General features: G+C 69.3%; 28 protein-coding genes. 17 read left to right on the forward strand and 11 right to left on the reverse strand.

The window, feature by feature from the left end; translation table 11 throughout:
- The first annotated feature begins 6 nt into the window (after window positions 1-6).
- From EP757_RS26995 to EP757_RS27005, 3 genes are read left to right on the forward strand one after another with little or no spacing between them, the layout of a single operon-like run.
- Window positions 7-834 carry an amino acid ABC transporter permease gene (locus EP757_RS26995; RefSeq protein ID WP_160165897.1) on the forward strand — a complete coding sequence of 276 codons (828 nt, stop codon included), beginning with the start codon at window positions 7-9 and terminating at the stop codon, window positions 832-834.
- Window positions 831-1,592, forward strand: a complete 762-nt coding sequence (locus EP757_RS27000) for an amino acid ABC transporter ATP-binding protein (RefSeq protein WP_127550603.1) — start codon at window positions 831-833, stop codon at window positions 1,590-1,592. The genes EP757_RS26995 and EP757_RS27000 overlap by 4 nt, the downstream gene beginning before the upstream one ends.
- Window positions 1,589-2,575 (forward strand): DMT family transporter, encoded by a 987-nt coding sequence (locus tag EP757_RS27005; RefSeq protein WP_127550605.1) that lies wholly within the window; start codon window positions 1,589-1,591, stop codon window positions 2,573-2,575. Before EP757_RS27000 ends, EP757_RS27005 begins: the two co-directional genes overlap by 4 nt.
- A gap of 316 nt (window positions 2,576-2,891) precedes the next feature.
- Here EP757_RS27005 and EP757_RS27010 read toward each other — a convergent pair whose 3' ends face one another.
- Together EP757_RS27010 and EP757_RS27015 are read right to left on the reverse strand one after the other, a co-directional pair.
- Window positions 2,892-3,404 carry a hypothetical protein gene (locus EP757_RS27010; RefSeq protein WP_127550607.1) on the reverse strand — a complete coding sequence of 171 codons (513 nt, stop codon included), beginning with the start codon at window positions 3,402-3,404 and terminating at the stop codon, window positions 2,892-2,894.
- Window positions 3,405-3,567: 163 nt separating this feature from the next.
- Window positions 3,568-3,873 carry a hypothetical protein gene (locus EP757_RS27015; RefSeq protein ID WP_127550609.1) on the reverse strand — a complete coding sequence of 102 codons (306 nt, stop codon included), beginning with the start codon at window positions 3,871-3,873 and terminating at the stop codon, window positions 3,568-3,570.
- 112 nt (window positions 3,874-3,985) lie between these two features.
- On the opposite strand from EP757_RS27015, the gene EP757_RS27020 reads away from it, so the two are divergent.
- Window positions 3,986-4,270, forward strand: a complete 285-nt coding sequence (locus tag EP757_RS27020) for a hypothetical protein (protein ID WP_197725388.1) — start codon at window positions 3,986-3,988, stop codon at window positions 4,268-4,270.
- Between the two features lie 202 nt (window positions 4,271-4,472).
- Here EP757_RS27020 and EP757_RS27025 read toward each other — a convergent pair whose 3' ends face one another.
- The 4 genes from EP757_RS27025 to EP757_RS27040 form a co-directional block, all read right to left on the reverse strand.
- Window positions 4,473-6,101: an amidase gene (locus tag EP757_RS27025; protein ID WP_127550610.1), complete on the reverse strand. Its 1,629-nt coding sequence runs from the start codon at window positions 6,099-6,101 to the stop codon at window positions 4,473-4,475.
- Window positions 6,098-6,397 carry a hypothetical protein gene (locus EP757_RS27030; RefSeq protein ID WP_127550612.1) on the reverse strand — a complete coding sequence of 100 codons (300 nt, stop codon included), beginning with the start codon at window positions 6,395-6,397 and terminating at the stop codon, window positions 6,098-6,100. The genes EP757_RS27025 and EP757_RS27030 overlap by 4 nt, the downstream gene beginning before the upstream one ends.
- Before the next feature lie 265 nt (window positions 6,398-6,662).
- Entirely contained in the window at window positions 6,663-6,926 is a 264-nt protein-coding gene (locus tag EP757_RS27035) for a hypothetical protein (protein WP_127550614.1), read from the reverse strand.
- Complete coding sequence (locus EP757_RS27040) at window positions 6,923-7,576, reverse strand: GntR family transcriptional regulator (protein WP_127550615.1); 654 nt, start codon at window positions 7,574-7,576, stop codon at window positions 6,923-6,925. Before EP757_RS27040 ends, EP757_RS27035 begins: the two co-directional genes overlap by 4 nt.
- A 169-nt stretch (window positions 7,577-7,745) precedes the next feature.
- Between EP757_RS27040 and EP757_RS27045 the strand changes: the two genes are divergently transcribed.
- The 5 genes from EP757_RS27045 (at window position 7,746) to EP757_RS27065 (ending at window position 12,065) form a co-directional block, all read left to right on the forward strand.
- Window positions 7,746-8,780 (forward strand): LacI family DNA-binding transcriptional regulator, encoded by a 1,035-nt coding sequence (locus EP757_RS27045; protein WP_127550616.1) that lies wholly within the window; start codon window positions 7,746-7,748, stop codon window positions 8,778-8,780.
- A 175-nt stretch (window positions 8,781-8,955) separates the two neighbouring features.
- Window positions 8,956-9,654: an alpha/beta fold hydrolase gene (locus tag EP757_RS27050; protein WP_127550618.1), complete on the forward strand. Its 699-nt coding sequence runs from the start codon at window positions 8,956-8,958 to the stop codon at window positions 9,652-9,654.
- A gap of 20 nt (window positions 9,655-9,674) precedes the next feature.
- Entirely contained in the window at window positions 9,675-10,499 is an 825-nt protein-coding gene (locus tag EP757_RS27055; RefSeq protein ID WP_197725595.1) for a DUF72 domain-containing protein, read from the forward strand.
- Between the two features lie 32 nt (window positions 10,500-10,531).
- The gene (locus EP757_RS27060) at window positions 10,532-10,939 is read left to right on the forward strand and encodes a hypothetical protein (protein WP_127550622.1); all 408 of its coding nucleotides are present in this window, start codon (window positions 10,532-10,534) and stop codon (window positions 10,937-10,939) included.
- Window positions 10,940-10,997: 58 nt separating this feature from the next.
- On the forward strand, window positions 10,998-12,065 hold the full coding sequence (locus EP757_RS27065) for an endonuclease NucS domain-containing protein (protein ID WP_127550624.1): 1,068 nt from the start codon (window positions 10,998-11,000) through the stop codon (window positions 12,063-12,065).
- A 44-nt stretch (window positions 12,066-12,109) separates the two neighbouring features.
- Here EP757_RS27065 and EP757_RS27070 read toward each other — a convergent pair whose 3' ends face one another.
- Window positions 12,110-12,955 (reverse strand): dienelactone hydrolase family protein, encoded by an 846-nt coding sequence (locus EP757_RS27070; protein WP_127550626.1) that lies wholly within the window; start codon window positions 12,953-12,955, stop codon window positions 12,110-12,112.
- Window positions 12,956-13,171: 216 nt separating this feature from the next.
- Between EP757_RS27070 and EP757_RS27075 the strand changes: the two genes are divergently transcribed.
- On the forward strand, window positions 13,172-14,236 hold the full coding sequence (locus tag EP757_RS27075; RefSeq protein ID WP_127550628.1) for an RNA ligase RtcB family protein: 1,065 nt from the start codon (window positions 13,172-13,174) through the stop codon (window positions 14,234-14,236).
- On the opposite strand, the gene EP757_RS27080 is transcribed toward EP757_RS27075, so the two are convergent.
- Window positions 14,166-15,128: a hypothetical protein gene (locus EP757_RS27080; RefSeq protein ID WP_127550630.1), complete on the reverse strand. Its 963-nt coding sequence runs from the start codon at window positions 15,126-15,128 to the stop codon at window positions 14,166-14,168. The genes EP757_RS27075 and EP757_RS27080 overlap by 71 nt on opposite strands.
- Before the next feature lie 437 nt (window positions 15,129-15,565).
- Here EP757_RS27080 and EP757_RS27085 point away from each other — a divergent pair, with 437 nt between their 5' ends.
- The 4 genes from EP757_RS27085 (at window position 15,566) to EP757_RS27100 (ending at window position 18,597) form a co-directional block, all read left to right on the forward strand.
- A complete protein-coding gene (locus tag EP757_RS27085; protein ID WP_127550632.1) occupies window positions 15,566-16,546 on the forward strand; it encodes an aldo/keto reductase in 981 nt (326 codons plus the stop codon).
- Between the two features lie 73 nt (window positions 16,547-16,619).
- The gene (locus EP757_RS27090) at window positions 16,620-17,285 is read left to right on the forward strand and encodes an SDR family oxidoreductase (RefSeq protein WP_232050024.1); all 666 of its coding nucleotides are present in this window, start codon (window positions 16,620-16,622) and stop codon (window positions 17,283-17,285) included.
- Window positions 17,286-17,364: 79 nt separating this feature from the next.
- Window positions 17,365-17,742, forward strand: a complete 378-nt coding sequence (locus EP757_RS27095) for a glyoxalase/bleomycin resistance/extradiol dioxygenase family protein (protein WP_127550636.1) — start codon at window positions 17,365-17,367, stop codon at window positions 17,740-17,742.
- A gap of 39 nt (window positions 17,743-17,781) precedes the next feature.
- Window positions 17,782-18,597 (forward strand): NAD-dependent epimerase/dehydratase family protein, encoded by an 816-nt coding sequence (locus tag EP757_RS27100; protein WP_127550638.1) that lies wholly within the window; start codon window positions 17,782-17,784, stop codon window positions 18,595-18,597.
- Between the two features lie 228 nt (window positions 18,598-18,825).
- Here the strand turns inward: EP757_RS27100 and EP757_RS27105 are convergent, their stop codons facing one another.
- Entirely contained in the window at window positions 18,826-19,776 is a 951-nt protein-coding gene (locus EP757_RS27105; RefSeq protein WP_127550639.1) for an Lrp/AsnC family transcriptional regulator, read from the reverse strand.
- Window positions 19,777-19,862: 86 nt separating this feature from the next.
- Here EP757_RS27105 and EP757_RS27110 point away from each other — a divergent pair, with 86 nt between their 5' ends.
- A complete protein-coding gene (locus tag EP757_RS27110; protein WP_127550641.1) occupies window positions 19,863-21,221 on the forward strand; it encodes an MFS transporter in 1,359 nt (452 codons plus the stop codon).
- On the opposite strand, the gene EP757_RS27115 is transcribed toward EP757_RS27110, so the two are convergent.
- Window positions 21,199-21,759, reverse strand: coding sequence for a TetR/AcrR family transcriptional regulator (locus EP757_RS27115; protein WP_127550643.1), 561 nt, complete (start codon window positions 21,757-21,759; stop codon window positions 21,199-21,201). The genes EP757_RS27110 and EP757_RS27115 overlap by 23 nt on opposite strands.
- Window positions 21,756-22,421, reverse strand: a complete 666-nt coding sequence (locus EP757_RS27120; protein WP_305030421.1) for a sugar O-acetyltransferase — start codon at window positions 22,419-22,421, stop codon at window positions 21,756-21,758. The genes EP757_RS27115 and EP757_RS27120 overlap by 4 nt, the downstream gene beginning before the upstream one ends.
- 1,145 nt (window positions 22,422-23,566) lie before the next feature.
- Here EP757_RS27120 and EP757_RS27125 point away from each other — a divergent pair.
- Together EP757_RS27125 and EP757_RS27130 are read left to right on the forward strand one after the other, a co-directional pair.
- Entirely contained in the window at window positions 23,567-25,597 is a 2,031-nt protein-coding gene (locus EP757_RS27125) for a bifunctional aldolase/short-chain dehydrogenase (RefSeq protein WP_127550645.1), read from the forward strand.
- Window positions 25,594-26,970, forward strand: a complete 1,377-nt coding sequence (locus EP757_RS27130) for a rhamnulokinase family protein (RefSeq protein ID WP_127550647.1) — start codon at window positions 25,594-25,596, stop codon at window positions 26,968-26,970. The genes EP757_RS27125 and EP757_RS27130 overlap by 4 nt, the downstream gene beginning before the upstream one ends.

A 26,970-nucleotide genomic window follows, 5' to 3' on the forward strand; every position in this document is an offset into this window, starting at 1 on the left:
GCGCACGTGACCTTCTACCCGGTACGGCGGCCGCGCGCCTGGGGCCAGATCATCCAGGCGGCGGTCGTCGTGGCGGCCGTCCCGGTCGTCATCATCCCGTTCGTCAACTCCGGAGTCTTCGATCTCGCCACCGTCGGCGAGTACCTGTTCGGCCCCGCCATCCTCACCGCGGTCTGGGGCACCCTCTCGCTCGCCACCCTCAGCACCGCCCTCGCGCTGGTGCTCGGCACCGGCGTCGCCCTGCTGCGGATCAGCGCCAACCCGGTGCTGCGGGCCGCCGCCGGTTTCTACGTCTTCGTCTTCCGCGGCACGCCGATGCTGGTGCAGCTGCTGATCTGGTTCTACGCCGTCCCGCGGATCATCGGGCACGTCGGCCTCTACATCCCCGGCATCGATCTGGTGCTGATCGAGTACCAGCCGGCCAGCAACTTCTTCACCCCGTTCGTGGCCGGCCTGTTCGCGCTCACGCTCGCCGAGGCCGGATACATGGCCGAGGTGGTCCGCTCGGGCATCCAGGGCGTCGACGGCGGTCAGCGCGACGCCGCCCGGGCCCTCGGCGTGCCGTCCGGCAAGATCATGCGGCAGATCGTGCTGGTCCAGGCGTTCCGGATCGTGCTGCCGGCGATCGCCAACCAGTACATCCTCATGATCAAGAACACCTCGCTGGCGTACGCGATCGGGTACTCCGAGATCCTGCTGTCGGTCAGCCGCGTCTACTACACCAACTTCAAGTACCTCGAACTGCTGCTCGTCGCGGCCTTCTGGTACCTGCTGCTGACCGCCGTGATCACCGTGGGGCAGCACTTCATCGAGCGGAGGTTCCCCCCGAGATGATCAAGCTGTCAGCGCGCAGCGTCGTCAAGAGTTACGGTCCGGTGTCGGTGCTCAAGGACGTCACCGTCGAGGTGGGCGACGGCGAGATCGTGGCGTTGATCGGTCCGTCCGGTGCGGGGAAGTCGACGTTCCTCCGATGTGTGAACAACTTGGAGGCGGTCGACTCCGGACATATCGCGGTGGACGGCGAGCTGGTGGGCTATCGCGATCGTGGAGGATTTCTGGAGCCGTTGCCGGACAAGGAGGCCAGCCGGCGGCGGGCTCGGATCGGCTTCGTGTTCCAGCATTTTCACTTATTTCGTCATATGTCCGCTTGTGACAACGTGGCCTATGGACCGCGGGAGGTTCTCGGGCTCTCCAAGGCCGAGGCCCGGTCGAAGGCGCTCGCCCTGCTCGACCGGATGGGACTGAGCGGCCGGGAGCACCACTATCCGAAGGAGCTGTCCGGCGGCCAGCAGCAACGGGTCGCCATCGCCCGCGCCCTGGCCATGGAGCCCAGCATCATCCTGCTCGACGAGCCGACCAGCGCCCTCGACCCCGAGCTCCGCGTCGAGGTGGCGAACGTGATCCGCGAACTGGCCCGCTCCCACTGCACCATGCTGATCGCCACCCACGACATCCCCCTGGTCGAGGACATCGCCGACCGCGTGGTCTTCATGGTCGACGGCCGCATCGTCGAAGAGGGCCCGGCTGCCGAACTCCTGCACGACCCGGAGCACGACCGCACCCGGGCCTTCCTGGCCCGGATGACCGGGTGAACGCATTCCTCTACACGGTCCTGACGACAGGCTGGGGCGCCAGCTTCTTCTTCACGGTGATAGCCCTGCGCGCGTTCACACCCCTGCAGGTGGTGACCCTGCGTATGGCGCTGGCCGCCCTGGTCCTGACATCGGTGCTGGCGCTGCGCCGCTCTCGTACCTCTCCCGGGCGGCCGGTCATGCCTCGCCGCCAGGAGGCCGTTCACCTGCTCGTCCTCGGCTCGTTCAACATCGCGCTGCCGTTCCTGCTCCTGACGGCAGCCCAGCGCCACGTCCCGTCCTCACTGACCGTGGTCCTGTCCGCGACCACGCCCGTCTTCGTCTTCCTCCTGGCCACCCTGCTGAGAACCGAACAGTTCAGCGCCGTCCGCCTCCTGGGAGTGGCCCTCTCCTTCACCGGCGTGACCGTCCTGGCCGGCCTCCCCGGCGGCGGCTCGCCGGCCTCCTGGCAGTGGCCACTCGTGGTAGTCCTGAGCTCAGCCCTCTACGCCGCCGGCAACGTCTACACCCGCCGCCACCTGTCCGCCCTCGACCCACTCGTGATCGCCTGGGGCCAGATCACGGCCGGCGCCTGCTACCTCCTGCCCGCACTCCTGGTAGCCGCCGACCCCTGGCCCAGCAGCCCAGAACTCCTGCCTCTACCAGCAGTCCTGGAACTGGGCGTCTTCGCCTCCGCCTTCTGCTACCTGCTCTTCTTCCACTTCATCCTGTCGTGGGGCTCCACCGCCACGTCCTTCAACACCTACCTGCAGCCGATAGTCGGCATAGCCCTGGGCGTCCTGGTCCTCAACGAGCCGATAACCACCGGTCAAGGCCTGGCACTGACCCTGATCCTGATAGGCCTGACCACGTTCGCGGCAGCAACCCTCAAACCCAGACCCCTTCCCCGGTACGCCGAAAGCCCCCCACCCACGACCCCCGCAGACCCGACCCGCACCCGCCGACCCCCGCCGAAGGCCAAACCGAGCCGTGATCGCCGGTAGCCGCCCGCGGGTAGCCGTGGCCGCAGGCACCGCTCTGTCGCGGTGTCCGCGCGTGCCTGTGCGTCGCCGCTCTGCCGCGCGTGGTTCGCACGTGCCTGTGTGTCGCCGCTTTGCCGTGTTGTCCCGCACGTGCCTGCTTGCCGCCGCTCGGCCAGACCGAAGCACGGGCGCATCGGTCGTGTGCACCGGATGGCAATGCTCCGCCACGTCGTCTACTCCAGGCGCGTGCGAACCTCCGCGGCCCGCAAGCGCCCGCTATGCCTCCCCGCTCTCAGCCCGCGCCGGCCCTGACCGGCGGCGGCCCGGCCACTCGTCGTCAGCAGTAACCGGACGGGCACTCGCCGCTGGCCAGCAGTTCGTACTGCTTGCACTTCGGGCAGCGCGGACGCTCGATCTCCATGCGTTTCGCCGCGGTGGCCTTCGTCGGCTTCGGGGCTTTCGGCGCCTTCGGTGTGGAGCCGGCGGCCGACCGGGTTGCCCGCGCCGGGCGGACCGTCGTCTTGCGCAGGTCGACGGCCTGGACCGCGGCCTCCAGCAAGGTGTCGTAGTTCTCGTCGATCAGATCCGCTTCCAGCGTCACGACGGTGTTCGGATCGTCCGGATCACGCACGTAGGCGCCCGGCATCGACAGCGCCAGGTCGTTGGCCCGCTCCTGCTCCACGGCGACGTCGACGCCGCCCGCGTGGATGTAGACCGCGACACCGGTGGCCCCCTGCGGGCGAACCTGAAGGGCGCGGCCGACCGGCTTCACGTCGACGGTGGTCCGCCCACGGAGCTCCAGCAGCAGCCGGGCCACCGACGGAGCTGCCCCCGGGTTGTACTCGTCCATCAGTCCTCCGCATCAAGTGACGACTCTCCAGTATCGCCATGCCCGGAGAGTGCGTTCGACCGGCATCAGAACGGGTGAATTTCGTCCAAACGGCGGCATGATCAGCGTGTCGGGTTCCGTTCCGAGTATCTCACCGCCGGAGCGCCTCGATGATCAGTGTCGCTCAAAGCATGCTGACGGCACCGAGGTAGAGCCCGATCGACACCGGGAGGGCGGCCGCCCAGCCGAGCATCACGCCGACTCGCTCCCTGCGGAAGAGGTAGAGCCGGACACCGAGCAGAACCAGCAGGAACGGCACCGTGATCAGCGCTGTGGCCACGGCCGGCCCCGTCCCGTCGCCGGTGAGGCTCTCCATCCAGGCCGTCTCGCTCGCGGCGCCCATGAAGAAGAACCAGAAGGCGACGGCCAGGATCACCGCCGCCCACACGAACGTGCCGGTGGCCGTCCGCAGTCTCGAAGTCCCCGTCATGGCGGGCATCGTGTCACACCGGCGCTCTGGATTTCGTCGGACTCAGGTCTGAAAAATGAGTTCAGACCCTGGTCCGATGCGGTCGCGGTGCCGGCGCTCGTACCTTCGCCGCATGAAACGAATCCTCGGCGCCGCAGTCGCGCTCTACTTCGTCGTCCGGGCGGTCGCGGAGCCGTTCGTCATCGACGTGTCCGACCCGGCCACCTATCGATCCGACTGGGGCGGGCCCAGCCTCGCCGGGGTGCTGCTCGTGCACTGCGGCCCCGGCGTGCTCGCTGCCATTCTGCTCGGCCTCGCGTTCCGGCGCTGGTGGCGCCGCCACCTCACGACCGAGGCCGATCGCGCGCTGCCCTTTCGCCGCAAGGCCGGCCCGGCGGGCAGCCGAGCCGGACCTTAGCGCCGGGCGATCACTGAGTTCCTCCACGTGACGGTGGCCCGGCTTGCCTGCGCCGGACCACGGCCCGGAGCCGTCAGACCCGATGGCCGGACGACGGCCCGGAGCCGTCAGAGCCGATGGCCAGACGACGGCCCGGAGCCTTCAGGCCTGATGGCCGGACGACGCCGGGAACCCTCAGGCCCGACGTCACGGTGAAGACGGCTCACTGCATCTGGTCGACCACGTCGTCCGCGGTGAGGCGCCCGCGGTCAGCGGTGGTCTTGAGAGCGCGGGCGGCAGCGGCCGGGACGACCGGGTCGGCCGGGCGCTTCCAGTGCCAGTCCGTGACCGCCTGATATGCGGCCACCACCGACAGCAGCGTGTCCTCCTCGTAAGGCGCGCCGCCGAGGATCGTGCCGACCGGGACGCCGGCGGCGGAGAAACCGATGGGGAAACCGATCTCGGGGAGGCCGAGGATGTCGAACGGCACCGGGCTGGTCTGCACGACCACGTCGCACTTCTCGAAGACCTGGTCGAGGACGCGTTCGAGCAGCAGCAGCTTGGCGCGCTGGCCGGTGATGAACTCGTTCGCGCCGAGCAGGGCGCCCTGCAGCCAGCCGGTCACCGAGACGCCGAAGCCACGCAGGTCGCTGCGGAGGTACGGCATGAACGGCTCACTGCGCTCGGGCAGGCGCACGTTGTTGAACTCGTTGCCGGTGAGCAGGTCCCACTGGTCCGGGAAGGGAACGTCGACCAGTTCGAATCCGTCGATGCCGTCCAGCTTGGCGAGGAAGGCCTGGCGCGTGGTCGTCGACGCGTACCCCGGGAGCACACCGATCCTGGTGCGGCGGCGGGCGCGGCACTTGCCCTTCGAGAAGACCGGCGTCGCCGCGGCGATCAGGTCCGGCAGCGGGGGAAGGCCCTGCGTACGGGGGTCGGCGGAGTCCTCGCCGGCCATGGCGGTCAGCATGATCGCGGCGTCCTTGGCGTCGCGGGCGAGGGGGCCGGGATGGTCACGCGTGTAGCTGAGCGGGATGATCCCGGCCAGCGAGACCCGGCCCATCGTGGGCTTGAGGCCGGTGAGGTTCTGGGCGTTGGACGGCGCGGTGATCGAGCCGCCGGTCTGGGTGCCGGTTCCGGAGGCGGCCATCCGGCTCGCGACCGAGGTGGCGGTGCCGGTGGAGGAGCCGCCCGGGTCGGTGGCGACGTTGCCCGGCGTCCACGCGTTGACCGTGGTGATCCGGCCGTCCGGGCTGGTCGCGCGGGTGGTGGCGAGCGGGCCCATCTGGGTCTTGCCGAGCACGATCGCGCCGGCCGCCTTCAGCCTGGCCACCGGGGTCGCGTCGTAGGGCGGGACGAAGTCCTGGAAGAGATAGGAGTTCGCGGTGGTGCGCACTCCCTTCGTCCAGTAGTTGTCCTTGATCGCGAGGGGGATGCCGTGCAGCGGGCTCGCCGGCTTCTTCTTGGCGATCGCCTTGGCGGCCGCGAGCGCCTCCTCGCCGAGCACCGTGTTGAATGCCTGGTAGACCGAGTCGTAGGCGGTGATCCGCGCGAGGTAGGCCTCGACCAGGACGACCGGCTTCAACTTCCCGTTCTTGATCATCCAGGCGGCTTCGGCGACGGTCAGCTCGGTCGGGTCCGCGATCGCCTCCGGGCGAGGTTTGACGTAGGCGTCACTGCCGAATTTCGGCGTCTTGCCGGACCAGGTGGAGGCAGAGGCGGCCGCCGGGAAGGCCGCGGCGCCGGCAGCGGCCGCGGCGGTGATGGCGGCGGTCTGCAGGAGGAAGGCGCGCCGGTTGACGGCCTTCACCGACTGGCCGGTCTGCTCGGCCGGCAGGTTCGTGGTGGTCATCGGCGCCACTCCGTACTGATCGAGGGGTACAGCATCGGGGCCGGCTGCTGCGACAACGCGGCCGCGTGCGCCGGGTCGCTGCCGGAAGGAGCGGGCATCTGGAAGGAGGCGAGAGCGGTGACGCTGCCCCGCACGAAGGAGCGCAGCGAGGCGAGAACGGAATCGCGGCCGGGCGAGCCGGTCTCCGGGTCGGCGGCGGTGCCCGCCGGCAGCTGGTCCAGGTCGATGCCGAGGGACGCGAGACGAGCCCGGATCATGGTGTTGAGCTCGGCGTCCGTGGGAGGTGTGACAGCCATGGCCGCCACTCTTGGAGCAGTCTGTGTCGTGGCTGTGTCCCCAAGATCACGCAGCGGTGTCCACCCCGGCGTGGTCCACGATGGACGATTGCTTTCGCCCTCATTTCGTACGGGTTGTAGCCCCGTGCCGACCGCGGACCGCGGACGGACGGGCTGGTCGGTCCGGGTGGGGAGGCCGGTGATCTGAGGTGGCGGCGCTGACGCGGGCCGGGGTCGCGTAGCGGGGAGAGCGGCCGGGGTCGCGTACCGGGGAGAGGGTTGGTCCTTATGAGGGCAGGCGGGCGCCGAGTTTGAGCATCATGCGGTCCTGGGACCAGGAGCGTTCGACGATCGGCCAGACCTTGGCGGGGATGGAGGTGCCGGCGGCGGTGGTGTAGGGGTCGACGGTGAGGATGTCGTCGAGCAGTTCGGCGGTGGCCTCGGCGCCGTCGGCGAAGAGGAGTCTGAGCGGGCCGTCGGTGGTGTCCTCGTGGACGACTACCTCGCTGCCGCGGAACAGGTGGGAGCGTCCGACTTCGCCGGTGTTCATCGGATGCCGAGGGCGGCCTTGATGATGCGGGCGGTGTTCTCCACGTGTTCGCGGGCGACTCGTGCGGCGGTGTCGCCGTCGCCTGCTCGCAGCGCGGCTACCAACTGGCGGTGCTGGGTGTTGACGATCTCGTCGTCGGAGGGGGTGAAGACCACGGGCTGGTTCAGGTTCCAGTAGTTGATTTTGGTTCGGCGGTGGAGCTGGGCCACGACCGCGTTGGTGGCGGCGTCGGTGATGATGTCGTGGAAGGCGTTGTTGAGCTCGTTGAGTTTGAGGCGGGAGATCGAGTCGTCCTCCATCGTCTCGATCAGCTCGTCCAGCTGTCGCAGGGCCGGTTCGGTGATGCGCTGGGCGGCCAGGAACGCGGCGTGTGCCTCTACGCCCGAGCGGGCCTCCATGATCTCGAGGATCTCGACGGGCGTGTGGTCGCGGACCACCCAGCCCTTGCGCTGGACGACGAGACCTTCCTGCACGAGGCGGAACAGGGCCTCCCGGACCGGGGTGCGGCTGACCTCCAGCCAGTCGGCGATCTCCTTCTCCACGAGCCGGTGGTTCGGGCGCAGCTCGGCGGAGAGGATGGCCTCGCGGAGCCGGTCGTGCACCACGTCGGCGCGGTCGGCGCTGCGGATCGGGGTAGGCGGAGTGGTCATGAGGACATATGGTATACAGGCCGGTACACCCGATCTTGCCGTGGGGCCCGGGACGCTTTCTGCGGGGCTCGGTTCCGGAACCGCGAAACGCGGGAAGCCGGACGTTGAAATGTTTCAGTTCTGGTGGTTCACTCGAAGTGCAACATCCGTTTCGGCGAAAGGTCCACCGTTGACGCGCAACGGCCGCGCCCCCTCGGTCAAGGATGTCGCCGCGGCCGCGGGTGTCTCACTCGGCACGGTGTCGAACGTGCTCAACCGCCCCGCCGTGGTCAGCACTTCCACCCGCGAGCGGGTCGAGCGCGCCATGGCCGAGCTGGGCTTCGTCCGCAACGAGTCCGCCCGCCAGCTTCGCGCCGGCACCAGCCGCGCATTAGCGTACGTCATGCTCGACGGCGGGAACCCGTTCTTCCACGACGTGGCGGAGGGTATCGAGACGGCGGCCGAGGACGCCGACCTCTCGCTGTTCGTCTGCAACAGCAGCGGCCGGGGCGACCGCGAGGCGAAACACCTCGACCGGCTCGTCCAGCAGCGCGTCCAGGGCATCCTGATCACGCCGGTCGACCCGGACGCTCCGCACCTGACCGAAGTCGGTCAGCGGGGCATCCCGTTCGTCATGGTCGACCGGTTGAGCCGGGCCGGCGACCACTGCTCGGTATCGGTCGACGACGTGCTCGGCGGCCGGATCGCCGTGGAGCACCTGATCGATCGCGGTCATCAGCGGGTCGCGTTCGTGGGCGGGCCGTCGAACATCGGCCAGGTGCGCGAGCGGTTGCAGGGTGCCCGGGAGGTGTGGGCGGAGTTCGGGCTGCCGGAAGAGGACCTGATCAACCTGCCCACCGAGGCGCTGACCGTCAGCGAGGGGCGCTCGGCAGGCGAGCGGCTGGCCGGGCTGCCCAGCAGGCGGCGGCCGACGGCGGCGTTCTGTGCCAACGATCTGCTGGCGCTCGGACTGCTGCAGCACGCGGTGACCGCCGGCCTGCGGGTGCCGGATGACCTGGCGATCGTCGGGTTCGACGACATCGACTTCGCTGCCGCGGCGGCGGTCCCGCTGACGTCGGTGCGGCAGCCTCGGCAGGAGCTGGGGCGTACCGCGGCTCGGCTTGTCCTTGATGAGGCCACCAATCCGGATCATGTGCATGAGCAGGCTTCGTTCGTGCCGGCTCTGGTGGCGCGGGCTTCCACCGGGCTGATCCGGCGGTCCTGAGGGCGGCTTTCCCCGGGCGGACGGCGGCGGAGGAGAAGGTCCGGACGGCGGCTTCCGCCCGGGTGGGCGGCGGCGGGGGAGACGGTCCGAGGTGCGGAGGTCGTCTGCCGGGCGAACCGTGGTGCTGCGGCTCGGCCGGTCCGGAGTGGTTCTCGGGTGTGCATAGGATTGGCGGATGGCTGGCCGTACCTATCTGCTCGTCCCCGGTGCCGGTGGCAACGGGTGGATCTGGCATCTGGTTGCTGAGCGGCTTCGGGCCGGCGGGCATCAGGCGATCACTGTCGACCTGCCCGGGGCCGACGAGCGGGCGGGGCTGAGCGGCTACGCCGAGGTGATCGTCGAATCGGCCGGGAAAGAGGGCATCGATGGGGACTTCGGCGGTGAGCTGGTCGTCGTCGCTCATTCGATGGGTGGGCTGAGTGCTCCGCTGGCGGTGGACCGGCTGCCGGTGTCGCGGATCGTGCTGGTCAACGCGATGATCCCGGCCCCGGGGGAGACCGGCGGGGACTGGTGGGGGAACACCGGGCAGGAAGAGGCCCGGCGGTCGGCGGACCGGGCCGGTGGGCGGGATCCGGACGGGCCGTTCGATCTCGGGGTCTACTTCTTCCATGACGTGCCGGCGGACCTTGCGGCGTACGCACTGGCGCATGATCAGCCGCAGTCCGAGACGCCGTTCGCGATGCCGTGGCCGCTGGCTGCCTGGCCGGACGTGCCGACGCGGGTGCTGGCCGGCGCCGACGAGCGGTTCTTCCCCGTCGAGTTCCAGGAGCGGGTCGCCCGGGAACGGCTCGGGCTCGGCGTCGAGCGGCTGCCCGGTGGTCATCTGATGCCGCTGAGCCGGCCGGATGAGCTGACGAAGGCGCTGCTCTCGTGAAACTGCGCGTCGGGTGTGCCATGTGGAATCTCAAGTCGTGGCAGGGACGGTTCCTGCCGCATCCGGCCACGCCCGGGGAACGGCTGCGCGCCTACGCGAGCTGGTGCAACGCGGTCGAGGGGAACACCACGTTCTATGCGATTCCGGCGAGGGAGACCGTTGCCGGATGGGCTGCCGACGTACCGGGAAGCTTTGAATTCGTTCTGAAGATCCCGAAGATCGTGACGCACGAACGGCGCCTCGTGGATGCGGACGAACCGCTGGGCGCGTTCTTCGACGCCATTGAGCCGCTCGTTTCCCGTACCCTCTGGATCCAGTTGCCCGGGTCGTTCGGGCCGGAGGAAATGCACGTGCTCGGCCGATTCCTCCGCCGGATGCCCGCAGGGAATCGGTGGGTCGTCGAAGTGCGCCACCCCGAATTCTTCGCGGCGCCGCAACGACTCGAGGAAATGCTCACCCATTTCGACGCGGAATGGGTGCCGTTCGATACGACGACGTTCTTCGCCTCGCCTCCGACCAGCGACGCCGAGCGTGACGCGTGGATGAAGAAGCCGCGCATGCCGTTCCGTGATCGGGCGCTCACCGCCCGGCCCATCGTGCGCTATCTGGGGCGGGACGCGTCCGAGCGTACGATCGAAGGCTGGCAGAAATGGGTGCGAACCGTGGCGGACTGGCTGCGGGAAGGCCGTTCGCCGACGGTGTTCATCCATACGCCCGACAATGCCGACGCGCCCGAACTGTGCCGGCGTTTCCACGCCGAGGTGCGGGCGCTGGTTCCGGCGCTCGAGCCACTGCCGGAACCGCTGCCGCTGCCGGCGCCCGAGGAACCCCTGACCCTGTTCTGACCCGCCGCGGGGCTGCCGATAGATTGCGCGCCGTGGATCAACGGTCGGCCGGTGGGCGCGCCCTCGTCTGGGCACAGTGGACACTTCTGGTGGCGTGCCTGGCCGCCAGCATCGGCGTGCTGCTGCTGGCCGCGTTCCGGGCAGGTGATCTCGGTGCGGTGCTCGCGCCGGGCCTGGAACGACTCGGCGACCCGAAGGACTCGCTGCCCGGGTCGGGGCTGGCCTGGCTGTTCGTGCCGGGGCTGTTCGTCGCCTACTTCATCTATGTGATCGCCTTCGTGGCCGTCTTCTTCGGCCTCGGCATGATGATGCACACCTGGCAGATCGGTGACCGGGCGACGTTCCGCCGGCTGGTCCGCAGCACTGTCGCGTGGGTGCTGCTGACCGCGGTCGCGATCACCCCGTTCGGCACCGATCTGCACCGCTGGCTCCTGGACTAGATCGATCGCCGGCATCGAGCGGCGATGCCGGTAATCTACGGCGCTGGAGGCGATGCCGATGCCGATGGAACTCGGACTGTGGCGTGTGGACGGCGAACCGGTGCGGCTCAGCCCGGTCGGCGTGCCGCTGGAGAAGACCCTCGAAGATCTGATCGAGCGGGATCCGGACATCCTCGGCGAGCCTCTGATGATCATCGGGAGGCAGGTGCCCACCGCGCACGGCAAGATCCTGGACCTGCTCGCGGTGGACGGCAGTGGCGTTCTGCACGCGATCGAGCTCAAGCGTGATCGCACGCCGCGTGAGGCGACCGCGCAGGCGCTCGACTACGGCTCGTGGGTGCGGACGCTCACCCACGACGACGTTCTCGACCTGTTCGCGCTGTACCGGCCGGAGTCGAGCTTCGAGCAGGCGTTCGCCGACCGGTTCGGTGTCGCTCCTCCGGAGGAGATCAACACTGCGCACCGGCTGACCATCGTCGCCAGTGACATGGATCCGGCGACCGAGAGGATCATCAGCTACCTGGCGGGCTATCAGGTGCCGATCAACGTCGCCTTGTTCCGCTACTTCCGGGACGGTGAGCGGGCGTATCTCGCGCGGACCTGGCTGCTGCCGGATGTCGAGGGCACTGATGCCGTGACGCCACGGCGGACAGGTGTGCGGGAGACGTGGAACGGGCAGGACTGGTACGTCGCCTTCGGCGAGGAGTCGGGTATCCGGTCCTGGGCCGACGCCCGGACCTACGGGTTCGTCTCGGCCGGTGGTGGCGAGTGGTACAGCCGGTCGCTGCGGGCGTTGCCGATCGGCGGCCGGATCTTCGTGTACATCCCGAAGAGCGGATACGTGGCCGTCGGCATGGTCGCCGGTGAGGCTGCCACCTTCGACGACGCGGTGCTGACCGTCGACGGTGCGCCGCGGAAGATGACGGAGCTGACGCTGAAGGCCCGGTATCGGCACGCCGCGGCCGGGCCGGATACGGACGAGTACATCGTTCCGGTCACCTGGATCAAGACGGTGGACGCCGCGGTCTGGGAGAAGGGTCTGTTCGCGAATCAGAACTCGGCCTGCAAGCTGCGCAATCGATTCACGCTGGAGACGCTGGCGCGGCGGTTCGGGCTGGACGACTGAGGGTGGATGCCCGGCGAGGGCGACCCCCGCCGGGCGGCTGGTTTCTAGGCGTGCGGGCAGGTGGCGCGGTACTCCTCGATCGTGGAGGCGGAAGGGGCCGGGCAGAGGAACTGGTCGTAGCGGGTGTCGTCGTCGATGAAGCGCTTGAGCCAGGAGAGGGCGTACTTCGCCACGGTCACGTTGCCGCCCTCGGTCGGTGCCGAGTGGGTGGCGTTGTTGACCTCCAGGTAGGCCTTCTCGGGGGCGCTCGACATGCTCGTGTAGAACGGCTCGGCGTGCGAGGAGACCGGCGCCACGGTGTCGTTCTCGGCGCCGATGATCATGGTGGGGACGCGGACGGTCGACCAGGACTTGGTGCCGTGCCAGGGGGTCATCGGCACTGCGGCCTGCAGCGCCGGGCGGGTACGGGCCGCCGCGAGACTGCCGCCGCCGCCCATCGAGTGGCCCATGACGCCGAGGCGGGCGGCGTCGATGCGGGTACGCACCGAGCTGGTCCTGGTCAGATAGTCCAGCGCGGCCAGCAGCTGCGTGCCACGGCTGTCCGGCTGGTCCAGGGTGCTGAGCGTGTTGATGGTGATCACCACGAAGCCCTGCGAGGCCAGGCGGGGGCCGAGCCAGGCGATGCTCGACTGGGTCGCGGTGAATCCGGGGGAGATGGCGATCGCGCCGAACGTGCCGGCGGTCGTCGTGGTCGGGTAGTAGATGGTGCCGCCACCGAAGCCGGTCTGGCGGGCCACCGTGGTCTGCGCGATGGCGAACGAACCGCGGCTTGCCTCGATGCTGGCGTTGGTGGGGGCGGGACCGCGTTCGTACGGGTTGGCGGCGAGGGCCTGTGCCGGTGCGACCAGGATGGCTGCGGCCGCGGCGAGGGATGCGAACAGTGCTCTCATGCGTGATCTCCCTGGGGTGTGGGAACGTGCACACACATGAATGTGAATACATCCGTTACTTGCCGGTAATCCCATCGGGATCATGTCACGCCGGTATGTAACACGGTGGAAATGATGTTGCCGAGCGCGTGAACTGCGCCGACACTGGTCGGCATGACGTACTGACGATCACTTCCCGCCACGTGCCATTCCCTCGTACCAGGAAAGATCGTCGTTTTGTCTGTCACCGTCTTCGCGGGTGAGGGCAGCTGGATCGAGTCCAGCGCCATCACTCAATGTCACCAGGTCGCTGCCCTCGACGGCATGATCCACGTCGCCGGCATGCCCGACCTCCATCCCGGCAAGGGCGCCCCGATCGGCGCCGCCATGACGTCGCGCGTGCTGTACCCGTTCCTCGTCGGCTCGGACATCGGCTGCGGCATCGCGGTCTTCCCGATCGCGTTGAAGAAGGTCGTTCCGGAACGTCTGGCCAGCCGTTTTCCGGATCTCGACGTGCCGGTGGAGCCGTCCTCCGCGTTGCCGCTCGGCTACTCCGACGGCTTCGGGACGGTCGGCCGGGGCAACCATTTCGTGGAACTGGCGCGGGTCGAGTCGCCGGACGGCGGCCACGTGCTGATCGTCCACAGCGGCTCACGCGGCCTCGGCGAACGCATCCTCCGCGCGCACACCGAGAGTCACGGTGCCGGTCCGGCCCCGGATCCCGCCGCCTATCTGGAGCAGCACGACGCGGCGGTCCGCTGGGGCAGCCTCAACCGGCGCGCCCTGGCCGACCGCGTGGCCGACGCACTCGGTGCCGATCTCGGCGAGCCGATCGTGGACGTCTGCCACAACTCCGTGGAGATCCGCGACGGGCTCTACCTGCACCGCAAGGGCGCCGCGCCCGGCGACGGCCGGGACGTGCTGATCGCCGGCACCCGGGGCACGCGGTCGTACCTGGTCGCCGCGCACGCCGGGCCCGACGCCGGCTATTCGGTCGCGCACGGCGCCGGCCGCAAGATGTCGCGGGCCGACGCCCTCAAGCGAGGGAAGGCCAAGCACACCGTGGAGGGTCTGCGGCGCACGCCGGTCGGCTCGATCGTGGTCTGCGGCGACCGTCAGCTGCTGTTCGAGGAGGCGCCGACCGCGTACAAGCGGATCGAGCAGGTGATCGGCGATCTTGAAGCGTTCGGCCTGGCCACGGCGGTTTTCACCACGGTTCCGGTGATCACTTTCAAGACGGCCGAAAAGCGCGCAGCTCCGGCAGGGTCCCGGGCAGGCCGGCCCAGACGAGCGGGCGCATGATCCGTTCCCTGGCGAAGATGTCCGGCCGCTCGCACAGTTGATCAACGAAGTCGCGCTGGGCGGGAGTCAGGTCCGCCCATGTGCGGTCGGACTCCCGCTCATCCCAGTTCGTGGTGTCGAGGTCCCGTTCGGCGAGCTGGCCGAGCAGGTAGTTGTGCCAGGTCGAGAACGGAGTGTCGGCCAGGCTGCGCGCCAGGATCCGCGGAGGTGCGGCGAGGGCTTCCGGGCTCTGCGTCGGATTTCCGCGGAGGCGTGTGGCGGTCAGCGCTGCCGCCTGCCTGATCGCGTTGTCGGAATCGGTCAGGCGCCTGTCCAAGAGATCGGCGTACGGCGATGCGTCGGGTGCTGTTACGCCGAGTGCCAGGAGTGCTGTCGTCGTCAGGGGCACGGGTGCGTCGATCACCGCTGCCGCTCTCGCCAGGGCCGGCGCGATCACTGCCGCGTGCTCCGGGAACACCGCCAGCGCTCGTGCTGCCGGGATCGCCACCTCGGCGTCGTCGTCGGCGAGCAGTTCGATGAACAGGGGAATGCCTTCGGCGACCGCGTCGTAGACGATTCTTCCGAGGCCGCCGATTTCCTCCTCTACGTCGAAGCGATCCCATTCCGGATCCGAGTCCTGCCCGGTTGCCAGGTATTCGAGGAAACTGACTAGTTCGCCGCGGTCGGGGGTTGTCGAGTCGGCTAGAATGGCTAGCAGAAATGGCACCGCTGGGGCGCTCGCGGAATAGCGAGTTCCCTGGTGGACGATGGCTGAGATGAGGCCGTCGCGGCTTTCTTCGCGCTTGTCCGCATTTTCGGAGAGAAGTCCTCTGATCAGATCCGGGACGTCGTCAGCCGGGCCGTAGGCATGCACGAGCCCGGCCCAGTCGACGTCGTCCAGCCGCTCGATCACCCAACGTCTCCTGCCGGTCATCCGCATCGGTTGCGGTTGATTATCGGTCACTCCTTTATTGGATGTACGGATGGGCGGCGCTTCACGACCGCATCCGCGCGTCCCCTGACTACGACGCGATCACGCCGGGGCCGTCCGGGCCGCTGCGCGACCGCCGGGGATCGGTGCGCCCGTGCGCTCTTGCTCGTCCCTTGACGGCGGCGCGCCCCTGACCCGCATGTCCGTGGCTCGCCGGGCGGCACTCCCCGGGCTGCGGGCGAGCGGGACCGCACCGGCGAATGGTGTGCTGCCGGTACACCCTCCAGCAGTATCTTCCCCGTCCCTGTGAACAGGCGTTTCCTGGAAAACGCCACAGCACGGGATGTCGCCGACAGCGTTTGCCGGTGGTGACCCGCCCGCAACGCCCCTGCAGAGCCGACGCGAAATCGGAGTCAGACATGAAGTACGCACGCCTTGGTGCCCTGGAGGTCTCCCGCATCGGCCTCGGCGCCATGACCATGGCCGGCACCTACACCAGCGAGGGCCGCCTCGACACCGCCGAGTCGATCCGCACCATCCACCGCGCGCTGGAGCTCGGCGTCACCCACATCGACACGGCCGAGATCTACGGCCCGTTCCTCAGCGAGGAGATCGTCGGTGAGGCCATCAAGGGCCGCCGCGACCAGGTGAAGATCGCCACCAAGTTCGGGCTGGTCTCTCACTCGGGTGGCGGCCCGGGCGTCGTCGACAGCAGCGCCGCCAACGTGAAGGCCGCCGTCGAGGGATCCCTCAAGCGGCTCGGTACCGATCACATCGACCTCTATTACCAGCACCGCGTCGACCGCAACACCCCGATCGAGGAGACCGCCGCCGCGGTCGCCGACCTGATCGCGCAGGGCAAGGTGCTGCACTTCGGTCTCTCCGAGGCGTCGCCGGAGACCATCCGCCGCGCCCACGCCGTCCAGCCGGTCACCGCCCTGCAGACCGAGTACTCGCTGTGGACCCGCGATGTGGAAGCCGAGATCCTGCCGCTGCTGCGCGAGCTCGGCATCGGCTTCGTGCCGTACTCCCCGCTCGGGCACGGCCTGCTGACCGGACAGATCCGCACCGTCGACGACTTCGCCGACGACGACTGGCGCACGACCAACCCGCGGTTCACCGGTGAGAACTTCCACCGCAACCTCGCCATCGTCGACGAAGTCACCGCCATCGGCGCCGAGATCGGCGCCACCCCGGCGCAGACCGCGCTCGCCTGGATCCTCACCCGGGGCGACGACATCGCCCCCATCCCCGGCACCCGCCGGGTGGCCCGGGTCGAGGAGAACACCGCCGCGGACGCCATCGAACTCACCGCAGGACAGCTCGAACGCCTCGACGCGCTGCGCCCGGCGGCCGGAGCCCGCCACGACGACGCCAACATGGCCACGATCGATCAATAGACCGGCGGACACTGCCCAGCGACGCCTGACGGTGATGCTCGGGACTGTTGGTTTCGGCTTATCATCCGCGGTCATGCGGGCATTGATCGTGGGCAACAGCGACGGCATCGGGCTGGCGCTCAGCCGGCGGCTTCTCGGTGAGGGCTGGCAGGTGACCGGGGTGTCGCGGAGTCCGGCGCCGGTCGGGGAGCATCACGTCGTCGATGTGACCACGGCGGAATTCGATCGGGTGCTGGCGGGGCTGCCGGGCTTCGATCTGTGTGTCTACGCGGCGGGGATCGGGGACACGCTCACCGACGATCTCCGGGCGCAGACGCGGGCCATCGCAGTGAATCTGCTCGGCGCCGCCCGCACGATCGAAGCCGTCGTGCCGCCGATGCTGCGGGCCGGGCACGGGCATGTGATCGGGCTGTCGAGCATGGCGGACGGGCTGATCAGTGCTGATGCCCCGGGGTACGCGGCTTCGAAAGCGGGGCTGACCTCCTATCTGCTCGGCCTCGACGCCGCTCTGCGGCCGCGCGGGGTGGCCGTCAGTGCCGTCCGGTTCGGATTCGTGGATACCAAGATGGCGAAGTCGCCGGTTACGCCGTTCCGGATCTCGGTGGAGAAGGCGGTCGACGTGCTGATGGGGTGTGTGCGGAAACGGACAGCGCTGGTTTCCTACCCGCGGCGGATGGCGGTGCTCACGGGGGCGGTGGGTCCGGCGCTGCGAATCGGTGCGCGGCTGCGGCGGGGGTGATGGCGCTTGATTGCTGCTCGGCCGAGGACGCTCGGTCGCGGCTCGGGGAGATGACGGGCTGGGGGCGGGAGAATGGGGTATGACTCGATTCCGGGACGCGCATCCGATCATTTATGTCGCTGATGTGGAGGCTTCGCTGGGCTTCTATCGTGACCTGCTGGGATTCGTCGAGACTTATCGGTTCGGGGATTTTGTTTCGCTTTCGCTCGGGGAGTCGGCGGTTTCGGTGGCTCGGGTCGGCGACGGTGAGGTCGGGTCGCATGGATTGCCGGTCGGGGTTTCGCGGAGTGCACAGTCGTTCGAGCTCTGCGTGTATGCCGATGACGTGGATGCGGCGATCGCGGAGTTGCGGGCCGCCGGGGTTGCGGTGCTGGTGGAACCGGCTGATCAGCCCTGGGGTGAGCGGATGGCCTATGTCGCCGATCCGGACGGGCATCCGGTGATGATCTGCCGCTAGAGTCTCGGGGAAACGGTGTTTCCATCGGGCGGAGTTGCTATGCGATACGTGATCGTCGGCTGCGGGAACGTCGGGATGGAGCTGGCTCGGCAGTGGAGCCTCGCCGGGCATCACGTCGTCGGGACCACCACGTCGCCCGGGCGGGTGGACGAGGTCGGCGCCGTGTGTGCCGAGGTCGCGGTGCTGCGCGGGAGCGATGCGGAGCGGCTGGGTGAAGCGGTACGCGGCGCTGACGCCGTGGTGCTGACGGTCAGTCCGCGGGTTGCCCGGTCGTTCGACGCCCAGGCGCGGGTCGCTGAGTACGCGGACACGCTGACCACGACCGCGGTGACCGCCGCCGGGTTGCATTCGCGGGTGGTCTTCACCAGTTCGGTGTCCGTTTATGGTCGGGGCTCCGGGGTGGTGGACGAATCGTCGCCGCTCACCGATGACGCTGATGCTTCGCCGCGGAACTTCATCGCGGGGGAACGGGCGGTGCTTGCCGCTGATCGGGGCGCTGTGGTGCGGATTCCCGATGTGTACGGCCACCCGCGCGACATCGACTACCCGAGCCGCGTGAAGCTCGCCCATGAGCTGCTCGGCGGCAGTGTGCCGTTCGACGGCGACGCGCTGCTGTACCGCATCGACTACCGTGATGCGGCCGCGGCGCTGGACTTCGTCGTGACGCACGGGCTGACCGGGGTGTGGAACGCGGTGCCTGATGCCGTGGTGCCGCGGACGAACCGGGAGGTGTTCGCGGACATCTGTGCTGCTGAGGGATGGCCGGAATTGACGTATCGCAGCGAGATCGCTACGCCGGTCGTGCCGGTGAGTTCTTCCAAGATCCGGGAGGCGGGGTTCAGGTTCGCCGCCTGAGCTGCCTGAAGTGGGCTGAGCTGCCGGAAGCCGGTGGAGCTGCCGGAAGCCGCTGAGCCGGCTGGAGTCGGCTCACGGTGGTTGGTGAGTGTGGGGTTCGGCGGCGACGGGCCGCATCGGTCCGCCGCCGCCTCCGGACAAGGGCCCGGCCCCGGGGGCAGGGGAGTGCCCTCTACAGATCAGGACGCTGCCGGGAGCGGAAACGTTGCATCGGCGCGGGAACTATTCTCATCTGACCGTGCCGACCTGTTTGACGTGCCGCAGCAGGGGCGCCGACTCGACCCGCTCCACCCCGTCGAGGGAGCCGATCCGCTCGGTCAAGTAGCGGTAGAAGCCTGCCATGTCCTGACAGATCACCGTCACCATCACGTTCGTCGGGCCGGTCGTGGCGGCGGCGAAGACGACCTCTTCGTGGGTCGCCAGGGCCGCGCCGATCGCAGCGAGCCGGGACGGCGCCACGGAGAGCCAGAGGATGACCCTGCCGCGGAAGCCGAGTGACTCGGGGTCGATCTCGACGTCGGTGAAGAGGGCGCCGGTGCCGAGCAGCTCGCGGAGCCGGCGCCGGACGGTCGACTCCGGCCAGCCCGTCGCGGTCGCGAGCTCGGTGAACCCGAGGCGTCCGTCCCCGGCGAGGGCGTCGATGAGGGGCTGATCGGTGTCGGTCAGGGTGGTCGTGCCGGGAAGTCGCTCGGGGGTCAGGGCGGCGGCCTGTTCCGGGGTGAGGGCGGCGTCCCGGTTGTCCGGGCCGGTGGCGCCGCCGGTGAACTGGTGGATCAGGCAGTGCGCGGTCACCGATATGAGCCGGGGCGTACGGGGCAGCTTCTCCAGGAGGAGGGACTCCCAGTCAGCGGCGGCCGGCACCCGTACCGAACAGGAGATCTCTGTCCCTCCGCTGGTCAGACTCACCCAGACGGTGTCCCGCCGGCGTGCCAGCGCTCCGGCGATGGCCATCGCCGCATCCGGCGCCGACCGCATCCGGATGAGCCACATCTCCTGGTTCAGCGTGATCGGGTTCGGCAGGGCCACGACGCGCAGGGCCGCGTGCTCGCGGAGTCTGCGGTACCGCCGGGCGACCGTCTGATCGGCGACGCCGAGGACCGCGCCGAGCTCGCGGAAGCCGGCCCGGCCGTTGACGCGCAGAGCGTGGATGACCTGGCGATCCAGCATGTCGATTTCCACCACTGGACCGTATCTCGATGTCGAGATCCGCAGGAATGTCGCCTCAGGTTGCTTCGCGAAGGCACAGGACCGGCAGAGTGCTTCGCATGCACAAATGGTCACCGCTCGTCGCCGTCTGTCTCGGCACGTTCCTACTCCTCGTCGACGTCACCGTCGTCGTGGTCGCCCTGCCGGACATCTCGACCAGTCTCGGCGCCGGCGACGACGACCTGCAATGGGTCCTCGACGGCTACGCCCTCGCGCTGGCGGCGCTTCTGCTGGGCGCGGGGTCTCTCGCCGATCGGTACGGGCGGCGCCTCACCTACCTGATCGGTCTCCTGATCTTCGCCCTCGCGTCGCTGGCCTGCGCCCTCGCCCCGACCGTCGGGCTGCTCATCGGCGCCCGGGTGGTCCAGGGCATCGGCGGCGCGGCGATGTTCGCCACCACGGCGGCACTGCTGAACGTCACGTACCAGGGCAAGGATCGCGGTGTCGCGTTCGGGGTCTGGGGTGCCGTCAACGGGGCCGCCGCTGCTGCCGGGCCGATCGCGGGCGGGCTGCTCACCGAACATCTCGGCTGGCACTGGATCTTCCTGGTGAACCTGCCGATCTGTGTGCTGGCGGCCTGGTTCACGCTGCGCGGTGTGGCGGAGTCGAAGGCGCCGTGGGGTGGCCGGTTCGATGTTCCGGGGACTGTCGCGTTCACTGTCTCCGCAGGTGCCGTGGTCTATGGGTTGATCTCAGCGTCAGCGGACGGATGGGCGGCGGGGTCGACTCTGACGGCCTTCGCGGCTGGACTGATCGGATTCGTCGTGTTCATCGTGGTGGAACGCCGGTCCGATCATCCGATGCTGGATCTCGGACTGTTCCGGCGGCGGTCGTTCAGCTCTCTCATCGCGGCGGCGTTCCTCACGCAGGCGGCCGCGTTCGCGGTGATGCCGTACACGACCGTCTGGCTGCAGCGGATCCTCGGACACGGCCCGGTCGACGCCGGCCTGCTCGGCGCTCTGCCGATGAGCCTCGCGTCGCTGGTGGTCGGGGTGTTCGCCGGCCGGGCCCTGCAGCGTGTTCCGGCGCGGTGGACGGTCGGGATCGGCCTGTTGCTGATCGCGGCGGGAGATCTGATGCAGACTCGGGTGTCGCCGGATGCTGACGGAGACGTACTGATGATGGGTTTGATCGTTGTGGGTCTGGGTGTGGGCGTGGTGCTGCCGACCCTGTCCTCGGCGGTGCTCGGGGAGGTGCCGCGGGAACGCAGCGGCATGGCCGGTGGCGCGCTGAACGCGTTCCGCCAGCTGGGGTTCGCCTTCGGTGTGGCGGTGCTGGGGACGGTGTTCGGCGGCGTCTACACCGACGGGCTGGACGCGGCGCTGCGGCTGGCCGCCGGGATGGCACTGCTCGGCAGCGTGGTGGTGCTCGTCCTCTGCCGCAACCCGTCGCGGGTCAGTGCCCCAGCACACGCCTGACGATCGACCGGATCTCGTCGACCGGCACCGGGGTGGTCGCCAAGGTCTTGTGCATCACGAGGCCCTCGATCAGCGCGTCCACCCCGCGGGCCGTCACCGGATCCACGAACTGCTCCAGCACCGAGCGGCTGGTCCGCATCCACGAGTCGGTGACCTCGCGCAGCGCCGGATCACGCAAGGCGGCGAGGTACAGCTCGTACGCCACCGCCCAGTCGTCCTCGCCGGCGCCCGCATCGCCCTGTATCAGCCTGGTCAGCGCGTCGACCAGCTGCTCCTCGTTCTCGACGCCGTCGAAGTGGGCCGCGTAGATCTCCGACATCCGCTCGGCGTGCTTCTCGAAGGCCTGCGCGCGCAGATCGTCCAGACCGCTGAAGTGGTAGGTGAGCGATCCGAGTGGTACGTCCGCCTCCGCCGCGATCAGGCGGTGCGTCGTGCCGGCCACACCGTGCTTCCCGATCACGCGGATGGCGGCGTCGACGATCCGGTCCTTGCGGTCCGGATCGTGGCGTCGGGCGCGGCGCTCGGCTACGGCGCTCATCTCCCAGGGGCCTCTTCGCTTCCGGGTACCTCTTCGCTTCCGGGTACCTCTTTGTTTCCGGGTACCTGTTTGTTTCCGAGTACCTCTTTGCTCCCGGGTACCTCTTTGATGGCGCGGGCCGGTGACCCGACCGCGATCACGTTCGGCGGCAGGTCCTTGACGACCACCGACCCGGCCCCGACCACGGTGTTCTCACCGATCGTCACGCCCGGGCAGACGATCACGCCGCCGCCGAGCCAGACGTTGTCGCCGATGACGATCGGTTCCGCCGACTCCCATTTGTCCCGGCGCGGCCCGGGCTCCAGCGGATGGGTGGCCGTCAGCAACTGCACGTTCGGCCCGATCTGCACGTCGTCACCGATCGTCACCTTCGCGACGTCGAGCACGACCAGCCCGAAGTTGGCGAACGTCCGCGCACCCACCGTCGTCTGATAGCCGTAGTCACAGTGGAACGGCGGGCGGATCTCACTGCCCTCCCCGAACGCGCCGAGCAGCTCGGTCAGCAGTTCGCGCCGCTTCTCGTAGTCCGCCGGATCATTCGTGTTGATCTCATGAGCCAGCCGCTGCGCCCGTGCCGAATCCCGCGCGATGTCCGGGTCGTCGGCGATGTACAGCTCGCCGGCGAGCATCCGGGCGTGCATGCTCTTCTCGCTCACGTTCATGTGTACAAATGTACGCTAATCTGCCGGGTTGCGTGGCCCCATGGTGTCGGTGGACGGACTCGGGGTGTGTGCGTTCAGCGTGGTTGTGAGGGCGGTGGGCGGACGCGCGGGTGGGTTGCGTGCGGTTGCCGGCTGTGGAGGGGCTGTGGGTGGACGCAGGTGCGGGGGTGTGTGCGTCTGCCGCCGTGGGGAGGGCGGTCGGCGGACGCAGATTCGAGGTGTGTGCGTTCAGCGTGGTTGTGAGGGGCGGTGGGCGGACGTGCGGGCGGGTTGCGTGCGGTTGCCGGCTATGGAGGGGCTGTGGGTGAACGCGCTGCGGGGGCGTGTGCGCCTGCCGCCGTGGGGAGGGCGGTCGGCGGACGCAGATTCGAGGTGTGTGCGTTCAGCGTGGTTGTGAGGGGCGGTGGGCGGACGCGCGGGCGGGTTGCGTGCGCTTGCCGGCTATGTGGGGCTGTGGGCGGACGCAGGTGCGGGGGTGTGTGCGTCTGCCGCCGCGGGGAGGGCGGTCAGCGGACGCAAATTCGAGGTGCGTGCGCTCAGTGCGGTTGTGAGGGGCGGTGGGCGGACGCAGCTTCGAGGTGTGTGCGTTCAGCGTGGTTGTGAGGGGCGGTGGGCGGACGCGCGGGTGGGTTGCGTGCGCTTGCCGGCTATGGAGGGGCGGTGGGCGGACGCAGGTGCGGGGTGTGTGTGCGCTTGCCGACGCGGGGAGGGCGGTCGGCGGACGCAGCTTCGAGGTGCGTGGTTGTGAGGGCGGTGGGTGGACGCGTGCGTGTGCTTGCCGGCTGTCGGTGGGGCTGTGGGCGAACGCACTGCGGGGGTGTGTGCGCTGGCCGCCGCGGGGAGGGCGGTCGGCGGACGCGAACCCGAGGTGTGTGCGCTCACTGGCCGCGGCGGGAGTCGGGCGGTGGTGGGTGCCGGGTGGGGTCGCGGGGCGGTGGTGCCGGGTGGGGTAGCCGGGCGGTGGTGGTGGGTGCCGGGTTGGGAAAGCGCGGACGGTGGCCTTGACCCGGTCGGGTGGGCGTCGTAATGTGTCCGTAACTCTGAAACGTTTCACAAACGACACCGTCGAACCCTGCCTGGAGCTGGGAGGAGAGCGTTGTGAAACACCGAGGAGGAGTGAACCCGCCCCGGCCCGAAGGACCGTCATGACGAACCCCGTAGTCGCCGAGCTCATCGCCCGCTCGAACCGCCTCGGCGCGGATCCCCGCACGACCAACTATGCCGGCGGCAACACGTCGGCGAAGGGCACCGACACCGACCCCGTGACCGGAAACGACGTCGACCTGCTCTGGGTGAAGGGCTCCGGCGGCGACCTCGGCACACTGACCGAAAGCGGTCTCGCGGTCCTGAGGCTCGATCGGCTCAAGAGCCTGCCGAACGTGTACCCGGGCCTGGAGCGCGAGGACGAGATGGTCGCCGCGTTCGACTACTGCCTGCACGGGCGGGGTGGTGCCGCACCGAGCATCGACACCGCCATGCACGGGCTCGTCGAGGTCGCGCACGTCGACCACCTGCACCCGGACGCCGGGATCGCGATCGCGACGGCCGCCGACGGTCCCGCGCTGACCAAGGAGATCTTCGGCGACCGGGTGCTGTGGGTGGACTGGCGTCGCCCCGGATTCCAGCTCGGCCTCGACATCGCAGCGGTCCAGAAGGCGAACCCGCAGGCGATCGGCGTGATCCTCGGCGGTCACGGCATCACGGCGTGGGGTGCGACCAGCGACGAGTGCGAGGCGAACTCGCAGGAGATCATCGCGAAGGCCGCGGCCTACATCGCGGAGCACGGTCGCAGCGCGCCGTTCGGCGCGGCGGTGCATCAGGCACTTCCCGAGGACGTACGCCGGGAGCGCGCGGCAGCCCTCTTCCCGGTGATTCGTGGTCTCGCCTCCACGGACCGGGTGCAGGTCGGCCACTACACCGACAGCGATGTGGTCCTCGACTTCGTCGGCAGCGAGCGGCTCGGCGAACTGGCCGCGCTCGGCACCTCCTGCCCGGACCACTTCCTGCGTACCAAGGTCAAGCCTCTGGTGCTGGACACCGCGCCGGACGCGCCGCTGGAGACCCAGACGGAACGACTGAAGGAGCTGCACGCCGCGTACCGCGAGGACTACCGCGCCTACTACGACCGGCACGCGACTCCGGAGAGCCCGGCGATCCGCGGCGCCGACCCGGCGATCGTGCTGGTCCCGGGCGTCGGCATGTTCTCGTTCGGCGCGAACAAGCAGACCGCCCGGGTGGCCGGCGAGTTCTACGTCAACGCCATCAACGTGATGCGCGGCGCCGAGTCGGTCTCGCGCTACCAGCCGATCGACGAGTCGGAGAAGTTCCGCATCGAATACTGGTCGCTGGAGGAGGCGAAGCTGCAGCGCATGCCGAAGCCGAAGCCGCTCGCCACCCGGATCGCGTTCGTGACCGGCGGCGGCTCGGGCATCGGCCGGGCGATCGCGCTGCGGCTCGCCGCCGAGGGCGCTGTCGTCATCGTCGCTGACCGGGACGGAGAGGCCGCCGAGAACGTGGCCCGCGAGATCGGCGGCACCGACGCGGCGGTCAGCGTGGTCGCCGACGTGACCGATGCGGCCGCTGTGGAAGCAGCCCTCAACCAGGGCGTGCTGGCGTTCGGCGGTGTCGACCTCGTGGTGAACAACGCCGGCCTCTCCATCTCGAAGCCGCTGCTGGAGACGACCGAGCAGGACTGGGATCTGCAGCACGACGTCATGGCGAAGGGTTCGTTCCTGGTCGCGAAGGCCGCCGCGAAGATCCTGATCGAGCAGGGGATCGGCGGCGACATCGTCTACATCTCCAGCAAGAACTCGCTGTTCGCCGGCCCCAACAACGTGGCGTACGGCGCGGCCAAGGCCGACCAGGCTCACCAGGTGCGGCTGCTCGCCGCCGAGCTCGGCGCGTACGGGATCAAGGTCAACGGCATCAACCCGGACGGCGTGGTCCGTGGCTCGGGCATCTTCGCCGGTGGCTGGGGCGCGAAGCGTGCCGCCGTCTACGGTGTGCCGGAGGAGAAGCTGGGCGAGTACTACGCGCAGCGCACCCTGCTCAAGCGTGAGGTCCTCCCGGAGCACGTCGCGAACGCCGTCTTCGTGCTGACCTCGGGCGAGCTCTCGCACACCACCGGCCTGCACGTTCCCGTGGACGCCGGCGTCGCGGCAGCGTTCCTCCGGTGAAAGCGTTCGCAGCGGTCGACCTCGGCGCGTCCAGCGGGCGCGTCGTGGTCGGGCGATTCGATGAGAACGGCTTCGCGCTCGAAGTCGTGCACCGGTTCCCGAACGAGCCGGTCCGGGTCGGCGGCACCCTGCACTGGGACATCCTGTCGCTGCACCGCGGCGTGGTCGAGGGCCTGCGCAAGGCCGGGCCGGTGGACAGCATCGGCATCGACTCGTGGGCCGTCGACTACGGGCTGATCGACGACAGCGGTGCGCTGCTCGGCAACCCGGTGCACTACCGGGACTCGCGGACCGACGGGATCGCCGACCGGATCGGTGACCTGTACGAGGTCAACGGCCTGCAGACGCTGCCGTTCAACACGGTCTACCAGCTGGTGGCGGCGAAGGGCACCCCGCAGTTCGAAGCCGCGAAGCATCTGCTGCTCGTGCCGGACCTGCTCGCGTACTGGCTCACCGGCCAGACCGGCGCGGAATACACGAACGCGTCCACCACGGGGCTGCTGGACGTACGTACCAAGGAATGGTCTTCGTCCTTGATCTCTGATCTCGGACTCAAGGAAGAGGTCCTTCCGCCGATCCGGCACCCCGGCGAGATCATCGGCTATTACGAGGGCACGCCGGTCGTCGCGGTCGGCTCGCATGACACCGCGTCGGCGATCGTCGGTGTGCCGGCGCAGGGCAACGACTTCGCCTACATCTCGTGCGGCACCTGGTCGCTGGTCGGCCTGGAACTCGACGAGCCGGTGCTGGGCGAGGCGTCGCGGCAGGCGAACTTCACCAACGAGGGCGGCGTCGACGGGACCATCCGCTATCTGCGCAATGTGATGGGTCTGTGGCCGTTGCAGGAGTGCCTTCGCGAGTGGGGGGCTCTTGACCTGGCTCCATTGCTGAAGGCCGCGGCGGAGGAGCCGGCCTTCGCGGCGGTCGTGGATCTCGACGACCCGGCCTTCATGCCGCCCGGGGGCATGGCCGCGCGCATCGTCCGAGCCGCGGGCCTGGACGAAGAGGCCACGCCGGCGACGATCACGCGGTGCATCCTGGACAGCCTGGCGCTTGCGCAACGGCGCGCGGTGCGCCAGGCCCAGGAGCTGGCCGGACGGGAGATCACCAAGATTCACCTGGTCGGCGGCGGCGCGCTGAACGAACTGCTCTGCCAGCTCACCGCCGACGCCTGCGGGCTGCCGGTGCTCGCCGGTCCGGTCGAGGCCACCGCGATCGGCAACCTGCTCGTGCAGGCGCGCGCCGCGGGCGTCGTCGAGGGCGGACTGGATGCGATGCGGGCGCTGGTGCGCGAGACTCAACGCATCGTGCGATACGAGCCGCGTGGCGACGACGCTGCCTGGCAGGCGGCAGCCGCGCGGGCAGGGAGGTGA

Origin of the sequence: Actinoplanes sp. OR16 (assembly GCF_004001265.1) — a bacterium.
In the GTDB taxonomy this organism is placed as follows: domain Bacteria; phylum Actinomycetota; class Actinomycetes; order Mycobacteriales; family Micromonosporaceae; genus Actinoplanes.

What these genes read in the sequence shown, in the direction of transcription:
- EP757_RS27000 (WP_127550603.1), top strand. Translation starts at nt 831, where the DNA reads ATGATCAAGCTGTCAGCGCGCAGCGTCGTCAAGAGTTACGGTCCGGTG.
- EP757_RS27010 (WP_127550607.1), bottom strand. Translation starts at nt 3,404, where the DNA reads ATGGACGAGTACAACCCGGGGGCAGCTCCGTCGGTGGCCCGGCTGCTG.
- EP757_RS27015 (WP_127550609.1), bottom strand. Translation starts at nt 3,873, where the DNA reads ATGACGGGGACTTCGAGACTGCGGACGGCCACCGGCACGTTCGTGTGG.
- EP757_RS27020 (WP_197725388.1), top strand. Translation starts at nt 3,986, where the DNA reads ATGAAACGAATCCTCGGCGCCGCAGTCGCGCTCTACTTCGTCGTCCGG.
- EP757_RS27025 (WP_127550610.1), bottom strand. Translation starts at nt 6,101, where the DNA reads ATGACCACCACGAACCTGCCGGCCGAGCAGACCGGCCAGTCGGTGAAG.
- EP757_RS27030 (WP_127550612.1), bottom strand. Translation starts at nt 6,397, where the DNA reads ATGGCTGTCACACCTCCCACGGACGCCGAGCTCAACACCATGATCCGG.
- EP757_RS27035 (WP_127550614.1), bottom strand. Translation starts at nt 6,926, where the DNA reads ATGAACACCGGCGAAGTCGGACGCTCCCACCTGTTCCGCGGCAGCGAG.
- EP757_RS27040 (WP_127550615.1), bottom strand. Translation starts at nt 7,576, where the DNA reads ATGACCACTCCGCCTACCCCGATCCGCAGCGCCGACCGCGCCGACGTG.
- EP757_RS27050 (WP_127550618.1), top strand. Translation starts at nt 8,956, where the DNA reads ATGGCTGGCCGTACCTATCTGCTCGTCCCCGGTGCCGGTGGCAACGGG.
- EP757_RS27055 (WP_197725595.1), top strand. Translation starts at nt 9,675, where the DNA reads ATGTGGAATCTCAAGTCGTGGCAGGGACGGTTCCTGCCGCATCCGGCC.
- EP757_RS27065 (WP_127550624.1), top strand. Translation starts at nt 10,998, where the DNA reads ATGCCGATGGAACTCGGACTGTGGCGTGTGGACGGCGAACCGGTGCGG.
- EP757_RS27070 (WP_127550626.1), bottom strand. Translation starts at nt 12,955, where the DNA reads ATGAGAGCACTGTTCGCATCCCTCGCCGCGGCCGCAGCCATCCTGGTC.
- EP757_RS27085 (WP_127550632.1), top strand. Translation starts at nt 15,566, where the DNA reads ATGAAGTACGCACGCCTTGGTGCCCTGGAGGTCTCCCGCATCGGCCTC.
- EP757_RS27090 (WP_232050024.1), top strand. Translation starts at nt 16,620, where the DNA reads ATGCGGGCATTGATCGTGGGCAACAGCGACGGCATCGGGCTGGCGCTC.
- EP757_RS27095 (WP_127550636.1), top strand. Translation starts at nt 17,365, where the DNA reads ATGACTCGATTCCGGGACGCGCATCCGATCATTTATGTCGCTGATGTG.
- EP757_RS27100 (WP_127550638.1), top strand. Translation starts at nt 17,782, where the DNA reads ATGCGATACGTGATCGTCGGCTGCGGGAACGTCGGGATGGAGCTGGCT.
- EP757_RS27110 (WP_127550641.1), top strand. Translation starts at nt 19,863, where the DNA reads ATGCACAAATGGTCACCGCTCGTCGCCGTCTGTCTCGGCACGTTCCTA.
- EP757_RS27115 (WP_127550643.1), bottom strand. Translation starts at nt 21,759, where the DNA reads ATGAGCGCCGTAGCCGAGCGCCGCGCCCGACGCCACGATCCGGACCGC.
- EP757_RS27120 (WP_305030421.1), bottom strand. Translation starts at nt 22,421, where the DNA reads ATGAACGTGAGCGAGAAGAGCATGCACGCCCGGATGCTCGCCGGCGAG.
- EP757_RS27125 (WP_127550645.1), top strand. Translation starts at nt 23,567, where the DNA reads ATGACGAACCCCGTAGTCGCCGAGCTCATCGCCCGCTCGAACCGCCTC.